Raw genomic sequence first — 22,901 nt, forward strand, 5'->3', positions numbered from 1 at the left:
ATATTCATATTCATATTCATATTATTTTGTTCACATTCACTAAACAAGCCACCATAATCCATAAAAAACCTGAATATTCGGAAAAATATTGAAAAATACAACTTAACAAGATGGGTAATTTTGTTATCTGATATTATGTATTATAAGAATATTCTCTTTATTATGGGATGATGGGGGAGGATTATATGAACGTTCAACTAAAGGGAAATGAACAACTTGAATTACTTAATGAATGGTATTTACAAATTCGTTCCAGGAATAGTGACAATGCTAATCGTTTAAAAGAAGAGATTGAAAGCCAAATCAGTAATATAAAAAATAATCAAAATTTATTATTTTATTACTCACTTCTTAATTTCCGACATAAATATCTAATTAATAACCTAGCTGTTTCTAAAAATAGCTTTGATGACATTGAATCATTTGATACACCAAAAGAAGACATTTTATCATATTATTTTCACTTTTTTAAAGCTATCCATTCTAATGCAATTGGTAACTATAGTTTAGCTGAAGAACATTATGATAAAGCTGAATCTTTACTTGTACATATCCCTGATGGTGATGACCTTGAGAAAGCGGAATTTTATTATAATTTAGCGACATTTTGTTATCATAGTTATCAAGCTATTTTAGCTCTTAAACATGTTTCTAGAGCTAAAGATATATTCTCAAACAATGAAGAATACAAACTAAAGTTAGCTTATTGTAATAATCTGTTAGGTCTTATTTGTACTCATTTAAAGGACTATGCTTTAGCAGAAGAATATTTTATTTCTGCAATGGATATATTTCAAAAAACAGAAGAAAAAAGAGCTATCTTCACTGTACGACATAATTTAGGTCTATTGTATGCAAGCCAAAACCAATCTAGTCTAGCAATCAAACACCTTTCAGAAGTCTCTACAAATAATCCTACTCATTACAAAGCTATTTTTGTTGAAGCGAGGGAACATTATAAACTAAAAAATACAGATATTGTATCCAAACTTACTAATAGAGGGTTAAATATCTGTGAAGATCTACAAAACAATGAATACTTGCATCATTTCTATATTTTACAAGCATTCAATAATAATATTCCTACTACAGAATTAGAAAATTTTATTTTAGCAGGAATTACTTATTTTGAAAAAGAAAATTTATTTGAGTATACTCAAGAGTATACTGAAAAATTAGCACATAAATTTTACCAAGAAGACAATCATTTAAAAGCGAGTAAATATTTTTACTTAGCCAGTAAATCAAATGAAAAAATTTTAGAGAAGGAGGCTTTAAAATGAAGAAAATAGCACTTAGCTTAATGGGAACTATAGCAGTTCTAACAATGATGTTTGGTGCACATACAACACCAACAACAGATTCTAAACAGATAAATGCGGCTGTTCAAAATGCACATGGAGATACTGGTTGACAATCAACAAAATAAAAAGCATTGTCCTGAAATTTTTAGACAATGCTTTTATTTTGTTCTGTATACAAATTATATTCACTTATTTTTTATATTAAAATAGATAGTATGCTAATAACCCTATAACACTTATAACACTTCCCACAATCAGTAGTAGACTAAAAACACCTAATAGTAAATAGAATGAAAAATAACATCCAATTGCTACAAATACTCCGATTAACAAAATCCCTAAAGTTTGTAAAATAACGGTTTTTAAAACATACAATATACTTAAACTTACTCCCAATACTATTGTATAATGTCCTAATGATTTTAAAGTCTTCAACCATCGACTTCCATTTGCTACTGAAATCATCAATAATCACCTCGTTTTACGCTTTTTATGAAAAATATAAAAAGGAGTGCTTTCTCTAAAAAGTAAGCACTCCTTTTTGTCTTTATGCATATTATGTCTTTTGCTTCTTCTCATATAAATACTATATTGTAGATTATACTTAGAGCCATTTATTTATATCCATATTTCTTTCTATAGGTTTACCTACTGTCTCTTCTTCAATCTTTTCTTTCGATTTTTCAACATCTTCCGGTTTACCTTCATCTTTTGTAACTTTATTTGATATTTCGTTTTCTTTAATTGAACTACCTTCTTCTTGTTTTCTGTATGTTAAAGGTGCTAGGGAAGATACACCTCTTGGTATATCTCCCTGTAGCATCCCTTTTGCGCTTAATAAGTCTTTTGCCATTGCAAGTTTTACTTTTTCGCTATCTACACTTTGCGTTCCGTACAGCGAAATGAAATGCTCCAAAACTTTTCTTGTTGCCTCGTTTGGATTTTCTTGTGACTCTATCCAAACGAATAATTCCGGACATCTTTGACGCATTTTTTCTGATAAAGGAATTTGAATCGCTTTTGGTTTCGCCATCATAATCACCTATTTTACTTGTTCTTTTTGAAGTGCAATCGAACTGAATACTGTCATACCTTTTACATTCATTTCTGTAGCATTTTTAGGGTTGATCCATAATATTTTAATCTTTTTGGAATCACAAATTTCTCTTAGTTCTTTAAAAAGATTCTCTTTTAACTGAATACTTCCACCACCGTAAACACAAACAACATCTACATCATATTTCAAATCTTGTAATTTAGTTTCCGCAGTATCTAACACTTCATCAGCTAAATTAAACTTTGCTCTTGCTAGAAATTTCTTAGCATCCTCATAATATTTAGGATGCTCTTCTTTTAGATATCCCGCAAATTCTTGTCTTTCTACAGAGAATCCCCATTCATCTTCAAAGTCTTTTTTAGCACGTTCAATAGCATGACCTATACCATGTCTTTCCCCAGAAGAGTGGTCATTATCATAATCATATCCTTTAGTAACTACATATTCTGTAGTTCCGTCGCCTATATCTATATGAAGAAGACGCTTTTCACTGAAATATTCACCTGTTATATCCTTCATATCATACATTTCTTTAAATTCATCAAATAAGTCGTCATTTCTATAGTTACCTTTTCCATCTTCAATCAGTGCAAATAGTGCGACCGTTCCTTCTTGTACAACGATAACTTTTTCAAATTTTAAAGTTACATAAATTCTTACATCACCAACAGTAACTGTCACATGATGACTACTTTTTGTAAATCTTTCAGATAGTTGTTTTGCTTTTTCTTTCGTCCATTCACTGGCTGGTAAAGCTGTAACCATTAAAACATTCACTTCTACATTTGTACCTTCTTCTAAGGAGTTCTCTTTTTTAAACATATCTTGAACCGCACGACAAGCAATTGCACTAACTGTCGTCATAATTGTAGTATCTTGTTTATGTTTACCTCGGTTTGATCTAATGTTAAGGTTTTGAAGATCTGCACCTGATCGAATCGCACGTTCACCAACAAAGATTCTTTGAGCTACTTGACCCTTTAGTGCTGAAGAATTCACAGTCACATCCATATTGTGAAATAAACCATGTACTAACTCCTCAATTTTCTTTTCCATTGGAACTGGTTCTTTGTAAACATAACTATATGTATTTGGGAATTTTAACATTTCTCCATTAATCGTGATTTTTTTTTCTGAATTTCCGTTATCATCTTCAACAAAGTAATTTATTTTCATTTATAATACCCCTTTCTGATTGAAAATAATTTATTTTAAATCATTTTAATTTATCTTAATTATATTTTATCACAAATTACCATCAAGCACAATAAAATAAATAAAAATAAATCATTTTAATTTAAAATGATTTATTATATATATTCTATAGAGAGCTTGTGGTATTTTTTAATTCAAAACAATTTTTAATAATTTATTATTATTAATTTTAACTCAAAATCATTTACCTCATTCCCAAAACTTCCACCATTTTTTTTCTTCTTTATTTTGTGATGCTGCAATAAGCCTTTTTGTTTCTTGAATTTCTCTAACATGCGTTAATAGTAACGAATCACGTTCATCATATCTGTTCTCCATGCGTTCTAGGCGTTCTGCATTCATTAATTCTATGCGTTCGAGTTGTTGGATTTTTTCTTTCAGTAATATTTGCTCTTGTAGTAATTTTTCTATAAACTCTTGATTAATAATTATTGTGTTCTCAGGAAGAACGCTAGGCGTTCTACTATTTTTTTCAGAAATTTTGTCTTCTTCATTTTCAACAAACGGAACAGATAAAACAACCTTCACAGCACTTTCAATGCTCATCCCAGCTTCTTGAATCAGCTTTTTCATCTGTTCTAGTACTTGAATATCTTTTTGAACAAAAGCACGACTATTTTTTGCACCTTTAACAAAAGAGTAGTTCTCTTGCTCCAAGGTAATACACCACTTTCTAAGTGTACTGGTTCCTATTTCTAAGCGTTCGGCAACTTCCTTCGTCCAAAACGAGCGTTCTTGCAACTGTTCTACCTCCTTAGTTTTTATATAGAACGCTTCCACATTAATTGGTAAAATTCCTACACTTTATAGTCATTTTTTAAATGAAAAGATTCCCCATGCCTCGTTATAAGTTGCTATATTAAATATAAGGCAACTTAATTTCTACAAATATTGATAAGGTTAAAATATTAAATTTACAATATACCTATTAATATTGTAGTTGTTTAGGGAACCATCATGTCTATTTCAAGTTCTTATATACATTTTAGACAAGGTATGTAGGTTCTCCCTAAAAAGAGACAGAATTTCCTTTTAAAATTTAAGGCTGATTTAAGATCATCTTATTTATTAATTCTTGTTTTTAAAAAATTAAACTCAATAAAAACATTAGGCTTCATTTTTTAACCGTGACTCTTACTCTGATAAGCATTCAAAGATTTCTTCTTAGTAAAATTCAAAGTTAAACTGAGAGTAAATAGTAGAATTTTCAGTTTGCATAAAGTGAAAATTTTATAGAGAAATAGTTAAGAAAATAATAAAAAAGCTGAAGGAAGGAGAAGATTTTTTGAAGGGTTTATATTAAGACATGACAAATAGCCTTGCTATATATGTTTTTTTGAGCAAGGCTACTATACTATGAATTTTTAAAAATCAAAGCTAAACAATTCTCACTTTTTAATCGTTACCCAGTCATAAAATTGGATTGTGCTTTTGAACGTTTGGTCGTATGGTATATTGGATAAGATTGCTTTTGCTTCACGATTTCTACGTTCTTGATAATTATTGAGTTTTTGAGTAAACATATTCATGAAATGAGCCGGATTGCTAAGATCAGCTTTATTTTCATTAAACCAATCTACAGATTCCTCGAAAGCCCACTTCGCAGATGTTCCCATACTTTCAAGATTTGGTGGCAACCTTAAAGCGACTATGTAAGCATCTTTTTCTGTTAAATTTGTTAAACGTTGACACATTATATGATGATATGCTCTTTTCTGATCTTCACTTAAATAATCATTTAAATCCTGTGATCTATCAGTAGAGTCATGTACATTTGTATTTTCTTTTTCTTGTTCTTCAAAATTCAAAATATTTATGCCGTTAGAAACTATGTTCTTTTCCTCATGCTTAGATACAACCGCCTTCTTAAAGAGGTTTTCCTTTAAAATTCCAGTGAAAGTAGAGCAAACATCAATTGCTACAGCCCATTTTACCTTGAAGTATTCTATAATCTTTAAGTAATTGTTATGTATGGTTAAAATGTAAATCGAAGGGGCAATTTTACCATGTCTTCGTACCTTAATCTGTTGGCATACTCCCAAATCTTGCAACCAATTTAACACGTAATTAATAATAGGTTTAGAAATACCAGATTTTTTGCTAATACGAACTTGCCTTACTTGGGCATACCCTTCTTGTACCAAATAAGATAAAACAGTCTCTAAGGCTTCATATTGTCTTTTGGTAAGGTAATCTTTTGTGGTAACACCTTCATCTTCAAGGACAATATTATCAATATAAGTAGTAACTTTCTTGATTGCTTGATTAATAGTCCCTGGTGTTTTGGACAAGTGTTTAATTCGAGGACTTAATTCAGTTTTTGCTCGACTAAGCAAAAAGTTGTTCAATAACACAGAAAAAACCTCCTATTTTTTTCCACCGCGAATAAACAGAAAAACGCTGGAAAAGTAGAGGTTTTTATTCACATTATAATTTTCACATGCTATAATGGATATGTAACATGTATAATTATAAAAGATAAATCCCCTACTTTAATCTGATTTTTAATTGGTTCACCGGCCAAAGTGATATGCCAATTAAAAATGTGTGCGGTAGGGTTTATTTTTTTGTTTTTTTACTATATTATAGTTGTTTTTATGTATATGTTCTATTGTATAACTATTATTGACGGATATCAATAATAGTTATGGTTTTATTTACAGCAAATACCATATGAATTTAAAAAATCTCTAGTTATTACTAGAGATTTTTTATTTGATATTTAATGTATTTTGAAAATGTTTTAAAATCAGTTAACAATTTCTCTTGTTTATACTCTAAGAACTCTAAGTATTCCTTTAAATCACCATCTATAGAATCTTTTTTTGTTATGGGTAAATTATTTATTTCTTGTTTTAATTCTTGTATTAAGGATTGTAAAGATGAATTAATATCGTTATCTATGTTGATAACATTTTCTGTGTAGTTTGGATGTACTGGTTCAGCATGTTTTAAAGTATGTTGTTCAAATTGTAATTCTTCTGTTTTTCCAAGTAAATAATCTGTACTTACCTCTAATGCTGTAGCAGTAAAAACTAGGATATTATATGGAGGTTCTGAGCCTTTGTTCTCCCAGTTAGATATAGTTGTTTGTGGTAAGGGAGATCCAGATAATTTACTAACTTCCTCTCCCAATTGTTTCATACTCCATCCGCGATCTAAGCGTAAAGTTTTTACACGGGCACCAAAAATACTCATATTTCAATTCCTTTCTAATTAATATCTTATGAAGATATAGTCTAAAGTAGTTTATTTTTAACTACTTTAGATTTAATTTCTGAAAAATTACTAAAAAGTAGTTGATTTCACTTTTTAAGTGATGTACAATGTAGTTAAATCGAAAGAAAGGAGGTTGAGTTAACTATGTTATACCGAGAAAGGGTGAATAAATCGCTTTCTTTAGAAAAACTTTCCCAAAAGTTACACATTAAACCCCAAGTATTACACGCTATTGAAAAAGGGAAATCTGGAGTGAATGCAGAACGAGCAGAAAAGATCTCCGCTATTTTTAATCAACCAGTAGAATACATTTTTGTACCAACGTATTACAGGGTTCGAGCATAATTTAAAAAGAGTTACTTTGTTTTAATAAAGGTACAAAGTAACTATATAAGATTAATTATAGTAAAAAATATTAGTAATTTAAATAGAATTAATGATTCAAAAACTGATCTTTGAAAACTGCATAATATGAGGGAGCTGTTAGTCATGTTGAAACGATCGTATCAAACGTTACTCATTGCTATGAGTATGCTTCTAGTTGTTCTGAATTTTGTATTTCCGCTGACGAAAGCGAGTGCTGAAGTCATTAATCGTGAGAGATATGAAATGAAATGGAGTTATAGTCCTATGTACGGGAAAGAACTACGGACAGAATTACTGAAGGATACAAATGGTCAAATTGCGTATTGCTTAACGTATGGAAAACTCAGTCCAAATGGCAATGACCTTCCAGAGATGGGGCGCACAGATAATGTTGTGTATCGTGTTCTTCTAAATGGATATCCACAAAAGAGTCCAGAAGAACTAGGTGTTTCTAACTGGAAAGAAGCACACTATGCAACGCAGATGTCTGTTTGGGCGGCATTAGGGCAAATTGACATTAATGAAGTTCAGCATAAGAATGCGAATGTTGCCAAAGCTGTAAAGGCAATTATTGCTGGGGCAGATGCGAGTCAAGAAACACAAGAACTGTACATGAATGTAACACCAACTGACAATCAAGAAGCAAAATTAAACGGTGAGTACTTTGAGACGACAACCTATCAAGTAGAAAGTAACGCAAAGAACGGTGTATTTGCAGTCCAACTAACTCATGCACCAACTGGAACAAAAGTTGTTTCAACAAACGGAGAAGAGAAACAACAGTTCAACCTAGGAGAACAATTCCGTATCCTTGTACCGAAATCCTCTCCAAGTGGTACTTTTTCCTTGAAAGTATCCTCTAACCTTTCTAAGTTGCATGCAGTAGCTTATAAAGGTACTGATAAGGTGCAAGATGCAACGGTCTTATTAGAAAGAAATGAGGAACAAGTAAGTACTGATCTACGAGTACACTGGAAGTCCCTTGGTGGATTGAAGGTTATAAAAGTAGGAGAGCAAAAAGAAGTGTTACAAGGTGCTGTATTTGAAGTCTTCAACAGTGCAAACGAAAAAGTAGGCACAATGACTACAAATGAGCAAGGTACAGCAAGCCTTTCCGGTATAGAGAGTGGACAGTACACTTTGAAAGAAGTGAAATCTCCTACTGGTTATGTACTGAATAACCAACCGCAAAAGATTGAAGTGAAAACGGGTGAGGTCGCAACAATCACTGTAGCGAACACTAAAGTAAAAGGAAACATCGAGATTAAAAAGCTAAGTGACAGTGGAAAAGTTCTTCCGAAAGTAGAGTTCACGGTATATACAGCGGATGGAAAAGAAGTTTCTAAAGCCACTACAAATGAGCAAGGGATTGTTCAAGTAAAAGATCTTCCATATGGGAAGTACTATTTTGTAGAAACAAAAGGGGTAGAAGGATATCTTCTTAACCAGACAAAATACCCATTCGAGATCAAAGAACAAGGAAAAACGCTCACATTTACTGTTGAAAACAAAGAGGTAAAAGGGAATGTGCAACTACTTAAAGTAGATGGAGAGAATCCAGATAAGAAATTAGAAGGAGCAACATTCATTCTACAGGACAGTAAAGGTAAAAAGATTAGTGAACATAAAACAGATAAAAACGGCTTGATTGAAGTAAAAGACTTACCATTTGGGGCATACTCATTTGTTGAAAAAGAGGCACCAACCGGATATGTGTTAACAAAAGACGCTATTCCTTTTAGTATCACAGAGCAAGGCAAAACAATCATGCTAACAGCGAAGAATAAACAAATCAAAGGGGACCTCGAAATTACCAAGGTAGATATAGCTAATGGAAATAACAAACTTTCAAATGCTGAGTTTACTATCTTTAATGAAAAAGGCGAAGAAGTTGTAAAAGGAAAAACTGATAAAAATGGTATTGCAAAATTTAAGCTTCCATATGGAAAGTACACATATAAAGAAACATTTGCACCAGACGGATATTTAATTAACGAAGAAACATTCCGTTTCGAAATAAAAGAGGACGGCCAGATTATCAAACATACAGTAAAGGATGAAAAGAAACCAACACCAGAGACACCACATCAACCAGAACAGCCAGAAACACCACAACCACAGACACCAGAACAACCAAAAGTAGCAGAAAAACCTGTTACACCACAACCAGAGAAACCACAACAAATCGCTACACAACCACAACTAGAACAAACACCAAAGAAAGTAGAAAAAGTAGATGCAAACCTTCCTACAACAGGCGGTAAAGCTGAAAATCCGTACATAAAATGGATTGGGCTTGCATGTGTCGTACTTGGCGCAATTGGAGCTGTATTTGCAGTAAGGAACCGAAAAAAAGCTCAATAATTCAAAGTATGAAAGGAGAGAAAGACATGCTAGGAGTCATTCGAAGGTGCTCAGGGCTTCTACAGGCAATGAAGAGTTCGAATCAAGAGGAAAAGGGTGTAGATGTAATCAGAGCTTCCCAAGAGGCGTATCAAACAGTGATAGAGGGGGTAAGAAAAGCAGAGCAAAGATTTATCTTCATTTTTGATCCAACGGGTCAATTTTACGAAGATACACATCAACAGAAATTAAAACAAGGCTATCGCATTGTAAAGTATGATTTGTTAAGCGAAACAGTTTCTTTAGATTATGAAGATCATCAAAAGGTTGTCACGTATATCAGCATAGATACAAGTAATAGCACCTATGAAGATCGAGGAGAAGCGTTATCTCATTTTCTTCATTTCCTAACAGAGAAGAAGAAGATCCGACCGATTCACCTGGTGTTTTATCAATTCAATCTTTACCCCATCCCTCATATGGAGCAGTTTTTAGAGAAGAATGCTACTTATGATATTCGAACTTCTATTGTTGTAGAATCTCATTCCGTTTTACAGCGTATATACGGAAAACACGGAGCAAACCGAATTGCTACCTCATGTCAGACAACGGTTCTAGCATAGTCTTACCTTTCAAATACAGGCTTTTATCAGGATTTTAGGGATTTCACAGCCATTCATGATATATAGATGGCTAGAAAACTATACAAGATGAAAGGGGGGATTTTAAGTCCTTCCCCTTTTCGAAGGAGGCGATACACATGGGAAAAGAGCAGAGACTTGCATTCTATGATATATCGTCGTCACGTGCACAAAGTGTCAAAACATTCGATGGCAAAGTGTATCAGTTAAAAGGAGCGGTAGCGGTAGAAAATACAACAGGAAATATTGAAAGGATTGCAGAGATCTATTACCGTGTTCGTTCAGTCATGGATGAAAAACAAAAAGTAATTGCCAAGAGAAGAAACCAGGATGATGAATTGACGACTGTGTGCCAACGACGGAAATAAGATGATTTTCGAGAAAAAACAAGCGGTTTTGGAGTGTGCTGAGATAGGTTTATCCGATATTGGAAAAACAAACAATTTCGTAACTATTTTTATAGTCGTTCCAAACGAAAGTTTTTCCTGTTCGATGCACAACTGTCCTTTGACAATTTCACATGCGTGCCCCCTTTTGAAATGGTCACTAGAAGGGTTGGGTATACGATTGATTCATTGTTCGGTGTGTGCGTACGTAAAACACACCTGTGACCACGGGAAAAATACGGTGTATCCATCATCTGTAGGAGTAAGTACTCGTGAGGAATATCCCAGTGTGACATTCTGAAGAAGCGGTGAAAACAAAGGACAGTAGATACACAAGGTTCTACGTACATGCCAAAACGTTGTGCAGTATTGGGCTTATGGGAGTCAGGTCGGGATGGACTCTCCTATGCATACCAATATAGGGTTTACCATATCCGCCATAAATGGTAATATTTCATTATTTTCCCAAAATTCTTGCTATAATAATATCCAGATGTGGAGAAACGATCTGAACTCTCAGTAGACTCCAAAATCGCTTGTTTAATAATAATAGGGAGGTCAAATTATGACTCGGAAATCAAAACTCATTGCCGTTATAGTTGCATTGGTTGCCGTTTTAGGGATTGGTTCTACACTGGTATTTTCTAATAGCAAGAAAGGAGAACTTGAAGAACTAAGCCCTCAAGAGATGAAAAAATTCATGTCACAGGATGGAACCGGATTTGTCATGTATTCTTTCCGCAAAGAAGATCGCGAGGGGTATATAAATCAAGTTCAAAGAGCATTAAAGAATAATAATGTAGGTGGTAAGGAATTAGATAGTAATCACTCCACTTTTGATGGTGAGAAAAGTCAAGCAGATTATGGTTTAGAACAAAATGGAGAAACATTAGCTTATTATGAAAAAGGGAAGCTAAAAAAACAAATTGCATTAGATAAATACAAACCATCAGAGTTAGAAAAAGAATTAGATGTGTTTGTACGTAATATGAAGGAAATGTATATCGATAAATAAGTGGATAGAGAGGCGGTGTAATAAATTGTCTAATCCAACTGTTACTCAACGTGATTTAAAGAAGTCCAGGGACTTGGTAGAAAAGTTGCTGAAAGTCAAAGGAGAAAGCTATCAAAATTGGTTACACGTACAACATCAACAGTTCATTGAAGGAAATCAAGAATTAATATTAGAAGCACTCACTCTATTTGTAGAAGAAGAAAAAGGTTCCGGTAGAGCACCTGAACGTCCGGCGGATCTTTCGCAGTCAAGTAAAGTTGTATAACACAAATATAAGGAGAGTGTAGGTTATGTTTAAATTAAACCATTTGATTTTAGGTGCTGGCGATGGAATGTCTAGCCTAGTTAGCACAGGTGAATCGGTATTAACCTGGGCACAACGTTTAGGAATCATCAGTGCGGCTATCGCATTTTGTATTGGTGGTTATTACTTAATCTGGGGGGGAGAACGAGGGAGACATCAGAGTAAAGGGTGGTTCATTGGTTCAGCAGTAGGATTAATCATTGTAATGGGTGCAAAAGGATTGGCAGAAGGCATTAATAGTAATATCAAGTTTGGATCTATTTTGTTCTTTTGGATGTGAAGATACAACAAAATACGTTTTGGTAAAGAAGCTATGCAATTGTATAGCTTCTTTTTATATGCCAATGTAGAGCGGTAGAAAGGGGAGGAGGACACAATTTATGTTAGAAGTCATGTTTACCAAAAGCACAATACCAGAGATTAAAAGTTTTCAGAAGATGTCGTTACAGAATGCTTGTAAGATTTCGTACCAACTCGAACAAACGTTACAGGAGCAAGAAAATATTGTCCATGTAGATTTTCATATTTTAGATCAAGACAATGAGTTGTATGCAGGGACATTGTCTCTAGGGGCTGGTTATGCTTCACATTTGTATGAACATGTAGAAAACAAACTGTCTGCCATGGAAATGGATGAAGAACAAGAGGAACAAAAAGAAGAACTGTTAGAACTAATGCGACAAGATATTGAAGAGTTTTTAAAGGAAATTGCTCCACCTGAAGAAATAAAAAAGTCAGAAGAGAAAACCAGAGTTAAAAAGGAACAGCATGCTAATGAAGAGCTTCCTTTAGAAAAAGGAAACAGGAACAAAAAACATCTGTTTCAAATTATTGGAGGAGCAGTTGGAGGGATTGTAGTAGGAGCTGTAAGTGTTTTTTCCTTGTATACTGTCCCAACGAATTCAGTTGAGGCAAGAACGAATCAGCCAGATACGCATTTAGTGAAAGGACTTCAACAAGCTTCTATTCAGCAATATCCCAAGGCAATTCAAGAGTTTGAAAAGTTGGATTATAAACAACTAGATAAAGAGAGTCAAAAAGCAGTCCTTTTTTCTTACTTATTAAGTGGAAAAGCAAATAAGGCCATACAGTATGAAGCAAAATTTGCTGAGAGTGTAGTAGCTTACTATATCGGTATCGACAATATGAAAAAAATAAATGAGATAAATATTAAAAATGATGTGATTGATTTTGAAAAGGCGGCACTCAATAAGAAATATGAGGATGTAATTCGATTAAAAGCCAAAGTCAATATGGATGGTAGACGTGAAAAACTTGTAGCTGAAGCTTATGTGAATCAGAAGAAATTTGATGATTGCTTTACTTTTGCAAAAACACAAGGAAATAAAACTCTTATGAAAGAGGTAAAAGAGTTACAAAAAAAGGATGTGGGGCAATCCACTCTTAGCGAAGAAGAAAAGAAAGCGAAAATCGAAAAAATTGATAAGGAATTAAGCGAGATCTAAAGGGGGAAGAAACGCTATGCCATTAAATTATCAGAAATTTTTTAGACAGATGGGAATTGTAGCTGTAGGTGGTTCATTGTTATTAGGTAGTGCTGGTTGTAGTTGGTTTGGAAGTAAGGAAACAGCAAAAAGTAAGCCAGCTATAACCAAAAAAGTTGATAAAAATAAACCAGAAGAAAAGAAAGAAGATATAAATAAAAAAGACTTTGAAACAATGACAGAAAATGCGATACAAAGTCAGGATAAAGATGTTGCATACGTCCTAGACATTGATAAAAACAAAGTAAATTATAAGGATAAGACAATTGCAAGTAATCTTCAAAATGGTGATGAAACAACTTCTCGTGTTCTAGCTCTATTTGACAACGAAACTTCAGATAAAACGATTCATGATACAGCGAAGGACAATGTGGTTGCAGTTATTACAGATGGAAGTCCGCAAGTAACAGTTAAAGGTGACCAATTTGCATTTGGTGATCAAAATACAGACTTATCACTAGCAAGCATTGTAGATGTGGCTCCAACGGAGAAACAACCAGATGCGATTGTAGAACCACCAACAGAGCCAGAGAAACCAAAACCGCCAGTGGATCCGCCAACGGATCCAGATAAGCCGAAGCCACCAGTAGATCCACCAACGGATCCAGATAAGCCAAAACCACCAGTAGATCCGCCAACGGATCCAGATAAGCCAAAACCGCCAGTAGATCCGCCAACGGATCCAGATAAGCCAAAACCGCCAGTAGATCCACCAACGGATCCAGATAAGCCAAAACCGCCAGTAGATCCGCCAACGGATCCAGATAAGCCAAAACCGCCAGTAGATCCACCAACGGATCCAGATAAGCCAAAACCACCAGTAGATCCGCCAACGGATCCAGATAAGCCAAAACCACCAGTAGATCCGCCAACGGATCCAGATAAGCCAAAACCGCCAGTAGATCCACCAACGGATCCAGATAAGCCAAAACCGCCAGTAGATCCGCCAACGGATCCAGATAAGCCAAAACCACCAGTAGATCCGCCAACGGATCCAGATAAGCCAAAACCACCAGTAGATCCGCCAACGGATCCAGATAAGCCGAAGCCACCAGTGGATCCACCAAAGGACGGAGGAGATAAACCAAAACCGCCAGTGGATCCACCAAAGGACGGAGGAGATAAGCCAAAACCGCCAGTGGATCCACCAAAGGATGGAGGAGATAAACCAAAACCGCCAGTGGATCCACCAAAGGACGGAGGAGATAAGCCCAAATCATCTGTTTTAGTTTAATAGTAAAAGGTAACAAGCTGGTTGAACCTTCAACCAGCTCTTTTATTTTCTAAAAAGGAGGGGATAATGTGCATCAAAAAGCACCATTGAAATACAAATTAGCTGAATGGAAAGTACTCATCCCAATGTGTGCTTTTTTATTTGGTGGAATCTTTCTTATCATAAATTTTCTGGGGAACGTCATCGTAGAACTGGTGAAGACAACATTTTCAGACTTATTACATCCAAAGCCCTTTCATATTGGGATAGAGGATCTATATACCTTTCAACATCCGTTGTTACTTTATTTGGTATTATTCCTGATTGCGAGTGTATGTACCATGCAATTCACCTACAAGATTCGTTCGAGTTTTAAAGATTTAAATCAGAATCAAAAAGATTCTTCTCGTTTTGCAACACTTGATGAGGTGAAAAGGCAATATCGAGCAATTCCTGAAAAAACGGAACGATATGAAGGAAAAGGTGGTGTGGTCATCTCTAGGTATGATGAGATTTCATTGAAATCCATTTTACAGCAAGCGAAAAAAGTGATGGAAGCAAAAGGTATGGAAAAGTGGCAAGAAATTAAAAATTTAAAAGATAGTGCCAAGGCAGGAAGGCTACTCATAGATGATGGGGCTGTTAGTAATTTAATCATCGGGACAACAAGGTCTGGTAAAGGGGAAACCTATGTATTTCCAACAATTGATGCATATTCTCGTGCTGAAATTCAGCCGTCTTTAATCGTAAATGATCCCAAAGGCGAGTTGCTAGCGGCATCGAAAAAAACGCTGGAAAAACGGGGCTTCCATATTGAAGTTTTAAATTTAATTAACCCGTTAGAGTCGATGAGTTACAACTTGCTTCAGCTCATCAAAGACGCCTACAAACAAGGGGATACAGCAACAGCTCAGACACTTTGTAATACATTATCCTTTTCACTTTATTACAATCCAAATGTAAAGGATCCTTTCTGGAATAACAGTGCGATGAGCTTATGTAATGCATTAATCTTAGCGGTTATAGATATATGTATTACAGAAAAAACAGAAGATAAAATTTCGATGTATGCAGTCGCAAACATGTTATCCGAGCTTGGTTCAAAAGAAATTGTAATTGATGCAAAAGGAAATACCCAAAATGCATTAGATATATATTTTGAAATGCTTCCTGCTGAGAGTGTTGCGAAGATGCAATTTGCAACTTCTAGCTTTGCAAAAGGTGGTACCACACGAGGGAGTATCTTTAGTACTACAATGAGTAAACTATCCATCTTTACTTTTGATGGCATTGCGAAAATGACATCTCGTAATAGTATCGATTTAAAACGAATAGGCTTTGGGAAGAGCTTGCAAGGAAAAGGAACACCAAGGGTACGTGTACAGATTATCTTCCCTGATGGTTCGAAAGAAAGTATCAAAACAGATACAGCAGGTCGTTTTGAACTGAATTTCCAGCAAAATGTAAAAAAAGGTCAGCGTATTCATGTGATGGAGAGTAAAACGAAGAAGAAAATGATTGTAGAGATCCAAACAATCAACAAGGATACAGGTGAAACAACATTCAAAGTTGTCGAGAAACAAGATGGATTACAAATTGATAGCATTGTCATTTTTGAAAAACCAATTGCGGTCTTTATGATCGTTCCAGACTATGATTCTAGTAATCATGTCATTGCCTCAATCTTTATTAGACAGTTATATTTTGTGCTCTCCAAGTATGCTGGTTTAGCTCGTGGTGGGAAGTGTCATAGAGAAGTAGTGTATTTATTGGATGAATTTGGAAATATGCCTGCAATTGATGATATGGGGAATATTGTAACGGTATGTTTAGGACGAAACATCCGATTTAACCTCATTGTGCAAGCTCTTCCGCAGTTGAAAATGAAATATGGAGATGCAAGTACCACCATTCAAGACAATTGCGGGAATCAAATTTATATTCAATCGGGTAATAAAGAAACCGCAAAAGAAATATCTGAAAAGTTAGGGAATCAAACAATCAATTCATTATCTCGGAGTGGAAAAGGATTATCAATTGATAAGAGTAAGACAGAAGGGATTGATACGAAACCATTATTAACGCCAACTGAGTTAATGAGGTTCCAAGAAGGAGAAAGTGCAGTAATACGCTTTATGAAGCGTCGGGATAATAAGTTTGAAAAGATAGAGCCGTTTCCCATTCTGAACCGAGGGAAAACGGTCATGAAATACCGTTGGGAGTACTTAGGAGATGACTTTGATACGGATCAATCCATTTTAGATATCGACATTCGTTCTTTACATGAATATGTGAATCCAAGGGATCTCATAATTGATTTCTTCCCAAAACAAGAAGAGGAGCCAACTGGGCAACCAGAAGAGCCAAAACAAATTGTACCAGAATCTGAACCAGAGCCTGTACCAATTCCATCGGAGGAAGAGCCAGAGGAACCACAATTTGCGGATATTGATGAAGAGATTGAAATTCCTGAAGAAGCACATTCATCAGAACCTGTTGTAGTAGCAGAATCAGTTCATGTATTTGAACCACTAACCTTAGAAAATTGGAAACAAAAAACAGCAGAAGAATTCTTTGAAACACATCGTTCCATTTGGAGTGTGATTGAAAAGAAATGTGTGAAGCAATGGAATAGACCATTAGCGGATATTCAGGCAAGTACAATGGAAAGCTTTATTGACGATTTGAAAATATTAGTGACGACAGGACAAATTGATAAGAATACGTATCGTTTGATTAATGGGAAATACGGTGAAATTATGGATGGTTTATTAGAAAAAGAAGGCGTAAAGGAGGAAGTATGATGCAAGTAACCAATTCCTTACAACAAATTTTACAAGTTTACGGGAATCAAGTAATGGCGGGGAGAGAAGTAATGATTGGACTTAGAAATGGCGTTGTGGTGTTACAACCAGGAGGAACCGGTGAAGCGCCGATTGTTATACGAGTAGACGAAGTGGATGAGTATCTTGATATGACGATACAAGAAGTATTTGAAGCTTAAGAGAAAGCGGGTGAAACCATGAATGATGAGAAAGTGTTAGAAATACTAAAAACATTTAGTGAGTACTTAGAAATTGGTGGGTTTACGAATTATATCCTCCGTTCGATTGGTTGGATGATTATTTTAGGGTTATCGTATTTGGTAGATGCGTTAGAAGGAATTACAGATAAAATTTTGTTAGTCAAAACATTGTTTGCATCAGAAGAAGTACAATCTTTTGTGCGAGACTTTCAGCCTCTCTTTTATGTGTTATTTGCGTTTTCGCTCATTTATATTGGATACACTTTAATATTCAATCGGAAAACAAATCGTGAACAGATTGCGGTGAATATTTTTATCAGTATGGGTGTAATTGTGTTATTAAGTACAGCGATGATGCAAGCGGATAAATTTACAGATAAGGCAATTAAGGCAGTGGATCTCAAAGGAAGTGGAACAACAAGTGAAAAGATTATAAAAGATGGTCTCACGGATGTAGCACAGTTTGATATAGAAAAGTGGAAAACTAGCAAATTAAAAGAACCAAATAAAATTCCGCAAGAGAATATCAGACGGATTGATATCCTAGAAAAAATTGATAAAGATTTTAAAATTGATAAAGATACCAAGCTTTCAGAGAATGGACAAAAAATAGTAGAAAAGAAACTGAGCGTTGCACCAGATGGAAAAGAAGTACTGATAGATTTAAAAAATGGTTGGTTTGATTTTTGGCCAGATAAATATTACCGCTGGGACTGGGAGTTTTGGAAAATCGCTTCTTCTTTATTTGTAATTGGGATGACGCTATTGTTTACAGCAATCAAACTTGGGAAATTGTGCTTTGAACTAGCCTTCAGCTACATTCTAGCAAACTTAGTTGCACCGGCAGATGTGGCAAATGGGCAAAAAACAAAGCATATCTTGATGAATATTTTAAATGCGTTTCTTATCATGATTATGATTTTTCTTTCATTAAAGCTCTATCTCATTGGTATGAACTATATTCATGAAAATGTAAATGGAATTGCTTATATCGTGGCTTTAATTTGTTTGAGCCTTGCGGTTGTAGATGGTCCCGTTATTTGTGAGCGTCTATTTGGAATTGATGCAGGTCTTAAAAATGGTTGGGGAGTCGTTGCTGGTGGATACGCACTTGGAAAAGGGCTTAGTAAAGCAACTAGTAATATTGCATCCAAAGCTGGAAACATGTTAAAAAGTGCAGGTAATGGTGCATTACAAGCAGGTGCAGGTGCCGCGGGTATGGCAAGTGGATATAAGAATGCAGGGAAAACAAATGGTGGTGAACAAAAGGAGCAAAAGCAAGGAAAAGAACAACAAGGTAAAGAGAATGGAAAAGAAGGGAAAGAAAAGCAAAGCGATGCCGATGGCGGGGCAAATGGAACCGGTCATTCATCTATACAAGATGAAATGGGTCAATCAGGTTCTGGAACAGAAAAAAGTCAAGCGTCCCAAGGCGAGGCAGGCGGTGGCGCTACGTCTTTGCAAGATGAAATAAAATCGTCTGGTTTTGATAAAGAGGCTAAAAATGAAGGGCAGGGTTCTTCAGCGAATGTATCCGGCGGAACGCAATCTGGAGGTGGTGGAACATCAACAAGTGCATCAGGCGCATCAGGAAAATCTCAACCAGGTAGTAGCGGAGCACCATCAAGTACAACAGGCGGTTCTAAATCAGGTAGTAGCGGAGCACCATCAAGTACAACAGGCGGTTCTAAATCAGGTAGTAGCGGAGCACCATCAAGTACAACAGGCGGCTCTAAATCAAGTAGTAGTGGAGTACCATCAAGTACAACAGGCGGAACTCAACCAAGCAGTAGCGGAGCGTCATCAAGCGTATCAGAACCGTCACAATCAAGTCATAGCGGAACAACTTCAAGTGGTGAAAGCTCGTCTGGTTCATCTCGTCCTGTAGATACGGCACCAACTTCTACAGAGGATATTCCAGCACCGCAAAGAGAAAACCGTACCATTGGTCAATATGCGAAGGATCGTCTCTCTAACGCATTTCATAATTCTCCAACGGTTCAAAAGACAAGACGTTCTTATCAGCTTGGACAAAATACAGGGGAGAGTTTCCGAAACAAACGCCAAAATAAGAATGAAGGGCAAAATACAAATCAAAATCCACCCAAAAATCGTAGAAAAGATGCATAGGTTACAACACAGTAAGCATACATGGAATGCTTATTTTTTTCGCTTGAAAAGGAGGAAATGAAAATGGCAAACTATCGAATTCCAAAAGAAATACGAACGGAATTGAAAATTAACAAAGTGTTATATCTTTTTGATCTCTTGTTCATTATAGGGCTTGTGGTTTTCACTATGACGACTAAGCCCTTGGTTCATCCGATGTTACAAATTCCCTTTTATATTTTCATGTTGATTGTAGGTGTCCTTTTAATAGTTCGTCCCAATACAAACCCACAAAAACGAATGTTTGAGGTGCTGTTTATTATGTTAGCTAGAAAACGTTCTACGTATTGTGCAATTGACCAGGAACAAGATTAAAGGAGGAAATGGCATGGCATTATTCAATGAAAAAGAAATGAATAGAGGAGTAGAAAAAAAGAGCGAAGCCAAACCGTCCCTGGAGTTGCCAAAGCAAGAAAAAAAGCCAGGGGGAGTCGTAAAAATAAAAGGATTTCAGGAAAAGAAAGATGCACAACCAACGGTTGCACCTCTGAGAGAAAAAGAGATGCCAGTAAAGAAAAAGAAGAAAAACTTGATGCAACATCTTGGAAAGAAGAAAGATGTTGTGAAAAAAACAGCGAAGATTGACGAGGATTCGGGAAGCAAAGGGAAGACGGAAAAAGAGAAAAAAAGAAAAAAATCCAAAAAGAAAGAGAAGCCACCTCATATCAAAAAGAGTATTGCTGAGGTGATACCGATTATTGATATGACGGAATCGGGTGTTTTTGAATTTCGAGAAGAACAAGGTTTTGTAGATATCTTACAGATCCAGGGTACAGATATTTATTCCATGAACGAAGAAGAAGCAGAATATGCGATTTATCACCTTGCACACTATTATCAATCATACCAAGAGTCTATCAAAATTGTATCTATGAATTTTCCAGTTTCTACGGAACCGCAACAACGTTTTTTACTCAAGAAGATTGAAACGTGCCAGAATCCGTTATATGAACGTTTCCTCGTACAAAAATTGAAAGAACTTCAGTATTTAGAATGGGGGCGTACAAACCGGGAGTACTTTTTATTCGTGTATGGTGAGAACGAATTTGTTGTGAAAGAGCGGGTGGAATCGTCAAAACGGTACTTGCAACGATGCATCCCATTGTTAGAGATGGAAGAGGAAAAGAAGATAGAAATTTTATATAAATTGCATAATCAAAATTCAAAAATTGGTACGAAAAAATAAGAAGAGGTGATGAACGTGTCTGTATTTCAGTTTTTTAAGAGAAAACAAAAGAACGAAGAGAAAAAAGAAAAGAAACAAATCAATAAGGAATTGGTTGCCAAGGTTCAACCACAAGGGGGGATTAAATTCCAAGAAGTATATGTTCAAGGTGGAGATGGATTACAAACCTGCATTCATGTATATGGGTATCAAACAACGGTAAATGATTTTTGGTTAGAACCAATCATGAATATGCCAAATGTTATTACAACGCTTGATATTATCAGTGATAGCCGAAAAATTGTGGTTGAATCGATTAATAAATCAATGGCAGAACAAAGCGTTCGCCATGCGAACGCTAAAGATAATATTGAGCGAATTGAAGCGGAACAACAGTTTAGTGAGTTAGAAACGTTATATCAGCAAGTATCAAAAGGCGAGGTGCTGAAGCGAGTACATTTACGCATTTATATTTCAGCACGAACGATGGCAGAGCTAGAAAAACAAGCAAAAGAAGTCATGGAAACACTAGAATCTTATAATTTTAGAGGTGCCATATTCCTAAATGAACAAGAACATGAATGGGCTTCTTTAACATCAAGTTTTGAGATGCAGAAGAAATATATTAATAAACGAAATGGGAAAGAAATACCAGCTCTTGCTTTAGCAGGGGGATTCCCATTTCACTTTACATTTCTAAATGACCCATATGGTATTTACTATGGCACAACCAAGACAAAGGGGAGTGTCATTTTTGATTTGTTCCATAAAGATAAACAACGTAAAAGTTACAATGGCGTGGTTATCGGAAAGATGGGTGCGGGTAAATCTACTTTACTGAAAAAAATCATGAGTGATAATGCAATGAAGGGGTATAAGATTCGAGGCTTTGATATTACAGGTGAGTTTGAAGATATTGTGCAAGAGTATAACGGGAAGCAAATTGCATTAGATGGATCACAAGGACAAATCAATCCACTCCAAGTATATAAAACGGCTGAAACAGAAGAAGTATCCTTTACTCAACATCTATCTAAACTTAGTATCTTTTATCGTTTTATTGCACCAGAAGCAAAGGATGATGAAATTAAAGAATATGAGAATTTACTTCGTAAAATGTATGTGGAAAAGGAACTGTGGAATGATGAACCAGGTGCGGAAAATAATATTACAGGTTTGTTAGCAAACGAGTATCCTATTTTCTCAAATTATTTGTATCTTGTTCGCACAGAACTATATGAAGATATAGAAAAAGGAATTCACCGTTCTAATGTCAGCGATACTCGTAAGAAACGGTTAGAGTTGATTGAATTAAATCTAATCAATTTAGTAGATAACTTTGGACACTTATTTAATGGCATTTCAACGATAGACGATTTCTCAAAAGAGCAAATCGTCTTTTTTTCATTGCGCCACCTGATGAGTTTAAAACCGGAAATCTATCAAGCTCAGATTTTCAGCGTTATGAACTTGATGTGGGATGAGATGTTAGAAAACGGAAAGCCACAGTGGAAAGCATTTGATAGAAAAGAAATACAATTTGAAGATGTCATTCGGTATCTCATCATTATGGATGAAGCTCATCATTTAATTAATACGAGTGAACGAAGTCAACATGCGGTGCAATTCACGATCAAGTTTAGCCGAGAAGCTCGAAAATATTTTGCAGGCATTGTATTTGCGAGTCATTCGATTCGTGACTTTGTTCCAGAGGATGCTAGTGTAGCAGCAGTAGAAGAGATTAAGAAGCTATTTGAATTAACACAGTACAAATTCATTATGCAACAAGACAGCAACAACCTAGATATGTTACGGCGAGTATTTGCGGGACAAATCAGTACAAGTGAACTGAATGAAATACCTTTTTTACCAACAGGAGATGTTCTCTTATGTATCAGTGCCGTGAAGAACATTTTATTTAAAGTCGATGTAACAGAAGAAGAGTTAGCGTTGTTTGGAGGAGGGGCATAATTC

23 protein-coding genes are annotated in these 22,901 nt (G+C 35.3%); 17 read left to right on the forward strand and 6 right to left on the reverse strand.

Going from position 1 to position 22,901, the window contains the following annotated elements:
* Positions 1–185: 185 nt before the first annotated feature.
* The gene (locus tag MHH71_RS30015) at positions 186–1,283 is read left to right on the forward strand and encodes a Rap family tetratricopeptide repeat protein (protein ID WP_078212051.1); all 1,098 of its coding nucleotides are present in this window, start codon (positions 186–188) and stop codon (positions 1,281–1,283) included.
* Entirely contained in the window at positions 1,280–1,414 is a 135-nt protein-coding gene (locus MHH71_RS30020) for a Phr family secreted Rap phosphatase inhibitor (RefSeq protein WP_139358616.1), read from the forward strand. Before MHH71_RS30015 ends, MHH71_RS30020 begins: the two co-directional genes overlap by 4 nt.
* 91 nt (positions 1,415–1,505) lie before the next feature.
* On the opposite strand, the gene MHH71_RS30025 is transcribed toward MHH71_RS30020, so the two are convergent.
* The 6 genes from MHH71_RS30025 to MHH71_RS30050 all read right to left on the reverse strand — a co-directional run bounded on the left by MHH71_RS30025 (position 1,506) and on the right by MHH71_RS30050 (position 6,774).
* Positions 1,506–1,769, reverse strand: a complete 264-nt coding sequence (locus MHH71_RS30025; RefSeq protein ID WP_078212053.1) for a hypothetical protein — start codon at positions 1,767–1,769, stop codon at positions 1,506–1,508.
* Between the two features lie 139 nt (positions 1,770–1,908).
* Positions 1,909–2,337: a hypothetical protein gene (locus tag MHH71_RS30030; protein WP_254853745.1), complete on the reverse strand. Its 429-nt coding sequence runs from the start codon at positions 2,335–2,337 to the stop codon at positions 1,909–1,911.
* Positions 2,338–2,346: 9 nt separating this feature from the next.
* Complete coding sequence (locus MHH71_RS30035) at positions 2,347–3,537, reverse strand: ParM/StbA family protein (protein WP_078212056.1); 1,191 nt, start codon at positions 3,535–3,537, stop codon at positions 2,347–2,349.
* A 228-nt stretch (positions 3,538–3,765) separates the two neighbouring features.
* Positions 3,766–4,317, reverse strand: a complete 552-nt coding sequence (locus MHH71_RS30040; protein ID WP_078212058.1) for a DUF3967 domain-containing protein — start codon at positions 4,315–4,317, stop codon at positions 3,766–3,768.
* Positions 4,318–4,964: 647 nt separating this feature from the next.
* On the reverse strand, positions 4,965–5,930 hold the full coding sequence (locus MHH71_RS30045) for a Replicase RepFR55 (protein WP_078212060.1): 966 nt from the start codon (positions 5,928–5,930) through the stop codon (positions 4,965–4,967).
* 346 nt (positions 5,931–6,276) lie between these two features.
* Positions 6,277–6,774 carry a helix-turn-helix domain-containing protein gene (locus tag MHH71_RS30050; protein ID WP_078212062.1) on the reverse strand — a complete coding sequence of 166 codons (498 nt, stop codon included), beginning with the start codon at positions 6,772–6,774 and terminating at the stop codon, positions 6,277–6,279.
* Between the two features lie 165 nt (positions 6,775–6,939).
* Here MHH71_RS30050 and MHH71_RS30055 point away from each other — a divergent pair, with 165 nt between their 5' ends.
* The 15 genes from MHH71_RS30055 (at position 6,940) to MHH71_RS30125 (ending at position 22,898) form a co-directional block, all read left to right on the forward strand.
* Positions 6,940–7,140, forward strand: coding sequence for a helix-turn-helix transcriptional regulator (locus MHH71_RS30055; RefSeq protein WP_078212064.1), 201 nt, complete (start codon positions 6,940–6,942; stop codon positions 7,138–7,140).
* A 144-nt stretch (positions 7,141–7,284) separates the two neighbouring features.
* A complete protein-coding gene (locus MHH71_RS30060) occupies positions 7,285–9,525 on the forward strand; it encodes a SpaA isopeptide-forming pilin-related protein (RefSeq protein WP_078212066.1) in 2,241 nt (746 codons plus the stop codon).
* A gap of 26 nt (positions 9,526–9,551) precedes the next feature.
* Positions 9,552–10,127: a TraM recognition domain-containing protein gene (locus tag MHH71_RS30065; protein WP_078212068.1), complete on the forward strand. Its 576-nt coding sequence runs from the start codon at positions 9,552–9,554 to the stop codon at positions 10,125–10,127.
* 137 nt (positions 10,128–10,264) lie between these two features.
* Entirely contained in the window at positions 10,265–10,513 is a 249-nt protein-coding gene (locus MHH71_RS30070; RefSeq protein WP_078212070.1) for a hypothetical protein, read from the forward strand.
* Positions 10,514–11,096: 583 nt separating this feature from the next.
* Positions 11,097–11,546 carry a hypothetical protein gene (locus tag MHH71_RS30075; RefSeq protein ID WP_078212072.1) on the forward strand — a complete coding sequence of 150 codons (450 nt, stop codon included), beginning with the start codon at positions 11,097–11,099 and terminating at the stop codon, positions 11,544–11,546.
* Positions 11,547–11,571: 25 nt separating this feature from the next.
* Positions 11,572–11,811, forward strand: coding sequence for a hypothetical protein (locus tag MHH71_RS30080; RefSeq protein ID WP_078212074.1), 240 nt, complete (start codon positions 11,572–11,574; stop codon positions 11,809–11,811).
* A gap of 25 nt (positions 11,812–11,836) precedes the next feature.
* Entirely contained in the window at positions 11,837–12,130 is a 294-nt protein-coding gene (locus tag MHH71_RS30085; protein ID WP_078212076.1) for a hypothetical protein, read from the forward strand.
* 100 nt (positions 12,131–12,230) lie between these two features.
* Positions 12,231–13,316 (forward strand): hypothetical protein, encoded by a 1,086-nt coding sequence (locus MHH71_RS30090; protein WP_078212078.1) that lies wholly within the window; start codon positions 12,231–12,233, stop codon positions 13,314–13,316.
* A 16-nt stretch (positions 13,317–13,332) separates the two neighbouring features.
* Positions 13,333–14,589, forward strand: a complete 1,257-nt coding sequence (locus MHH71_RS30095) for a hypothetical protein (RefSeq protein WP_340725697.1) — start codon at positions 13,333–13,335, stop codon at positions 14,587–14,589.
* Between the two features lie 125 nt (positions 14,590–14,714).
* Positions 14,715–17,372, forward strand: coding sequence for a VirD4-like conjugal transfer protein, CD1115 family (locus tag MHH71_RS30100; protein ID WP_367946543.1), 2,658 nt, complete (start codon positions 14,715–14,717; stop codon positions 17,370–17,372).
* A complete protein-coding gene (locus MHH71_RS30105) occupies positions 17,372–17,572 on the forward strand; it encodes a hypothetical protein (RefSeq protein ID WP_003203030.1) in 201 nt (66 codons plus the stop codon). Before MHH71_RS30100 ends, MHH71_RS30105 begins: the two co-directional genes overlap by 1 nt.
* 18 nt (positions 17,573–17,590) lie before the next feature.
* Positions 17,591–19,723: a pLS20_p028 family conjugation system transmembrane protein gene (locus tag MHH71_RS30110; RefSeq protein ID WP_078212176.1), complete on the forward strand. Its 2,133-nt coding sequence runs from the start codon at positions 17,591–17,593 to the stop codon at positions 19,721–19,723.
* A 63-nt stretch (positions 19,724–19,786) separates the two neighbouring features.
* The gene (locus MHH71_RS30115) at positions 19,787–20,077 is read left to right on the forward strand and encodes a DUF5592 family protein (protein ID WP_078212175.1); all 291 of its coding nucleotides are present in this window, start codon (positions 19,787–19,789) and stop codon (positions 20,075–20,077) included.
* A 13-nt stretch (positions 20,078–20,090) separates the two neighbouring features.
* Positions 20,091–20,948 carry a hypothetical protein gene (locus MHH71_RS30120; RefSeq protein WP_078212174.1) on the forward strand — a complete coding sequence of 286 codons (858 nt, stop codon included), beginning with the start codon at positions 20,091–20,093 and terminating at the stop codon, positions 20,946–20,948.
* 9 nt (positions 20,949–20,957) lie between these two features.
* On the forward strand, positions 20,958–22,898 hold the full coding sequence (locus MHH71_RS30125; RefSeq protein WP_340725698.1) for a VirB4 family type IV secretion system protein: 1,941 nt from the start codon (positions 20,958–20,960) through the stop codon (positions 22,896–22,898).
* Positions 22,899–22,901 lie beyond the last annotated feature (3 nt).

The organism is Bacillus sp. FSL H8-0534, assembly GCF_038005885.1.
GTDB classification, from domain to species: Bacteria; Bacillota; Bacilli; order Bacillales; family Bacillaceae_G; genus Bacillus_A; species Bacillus_A pseudomycoides.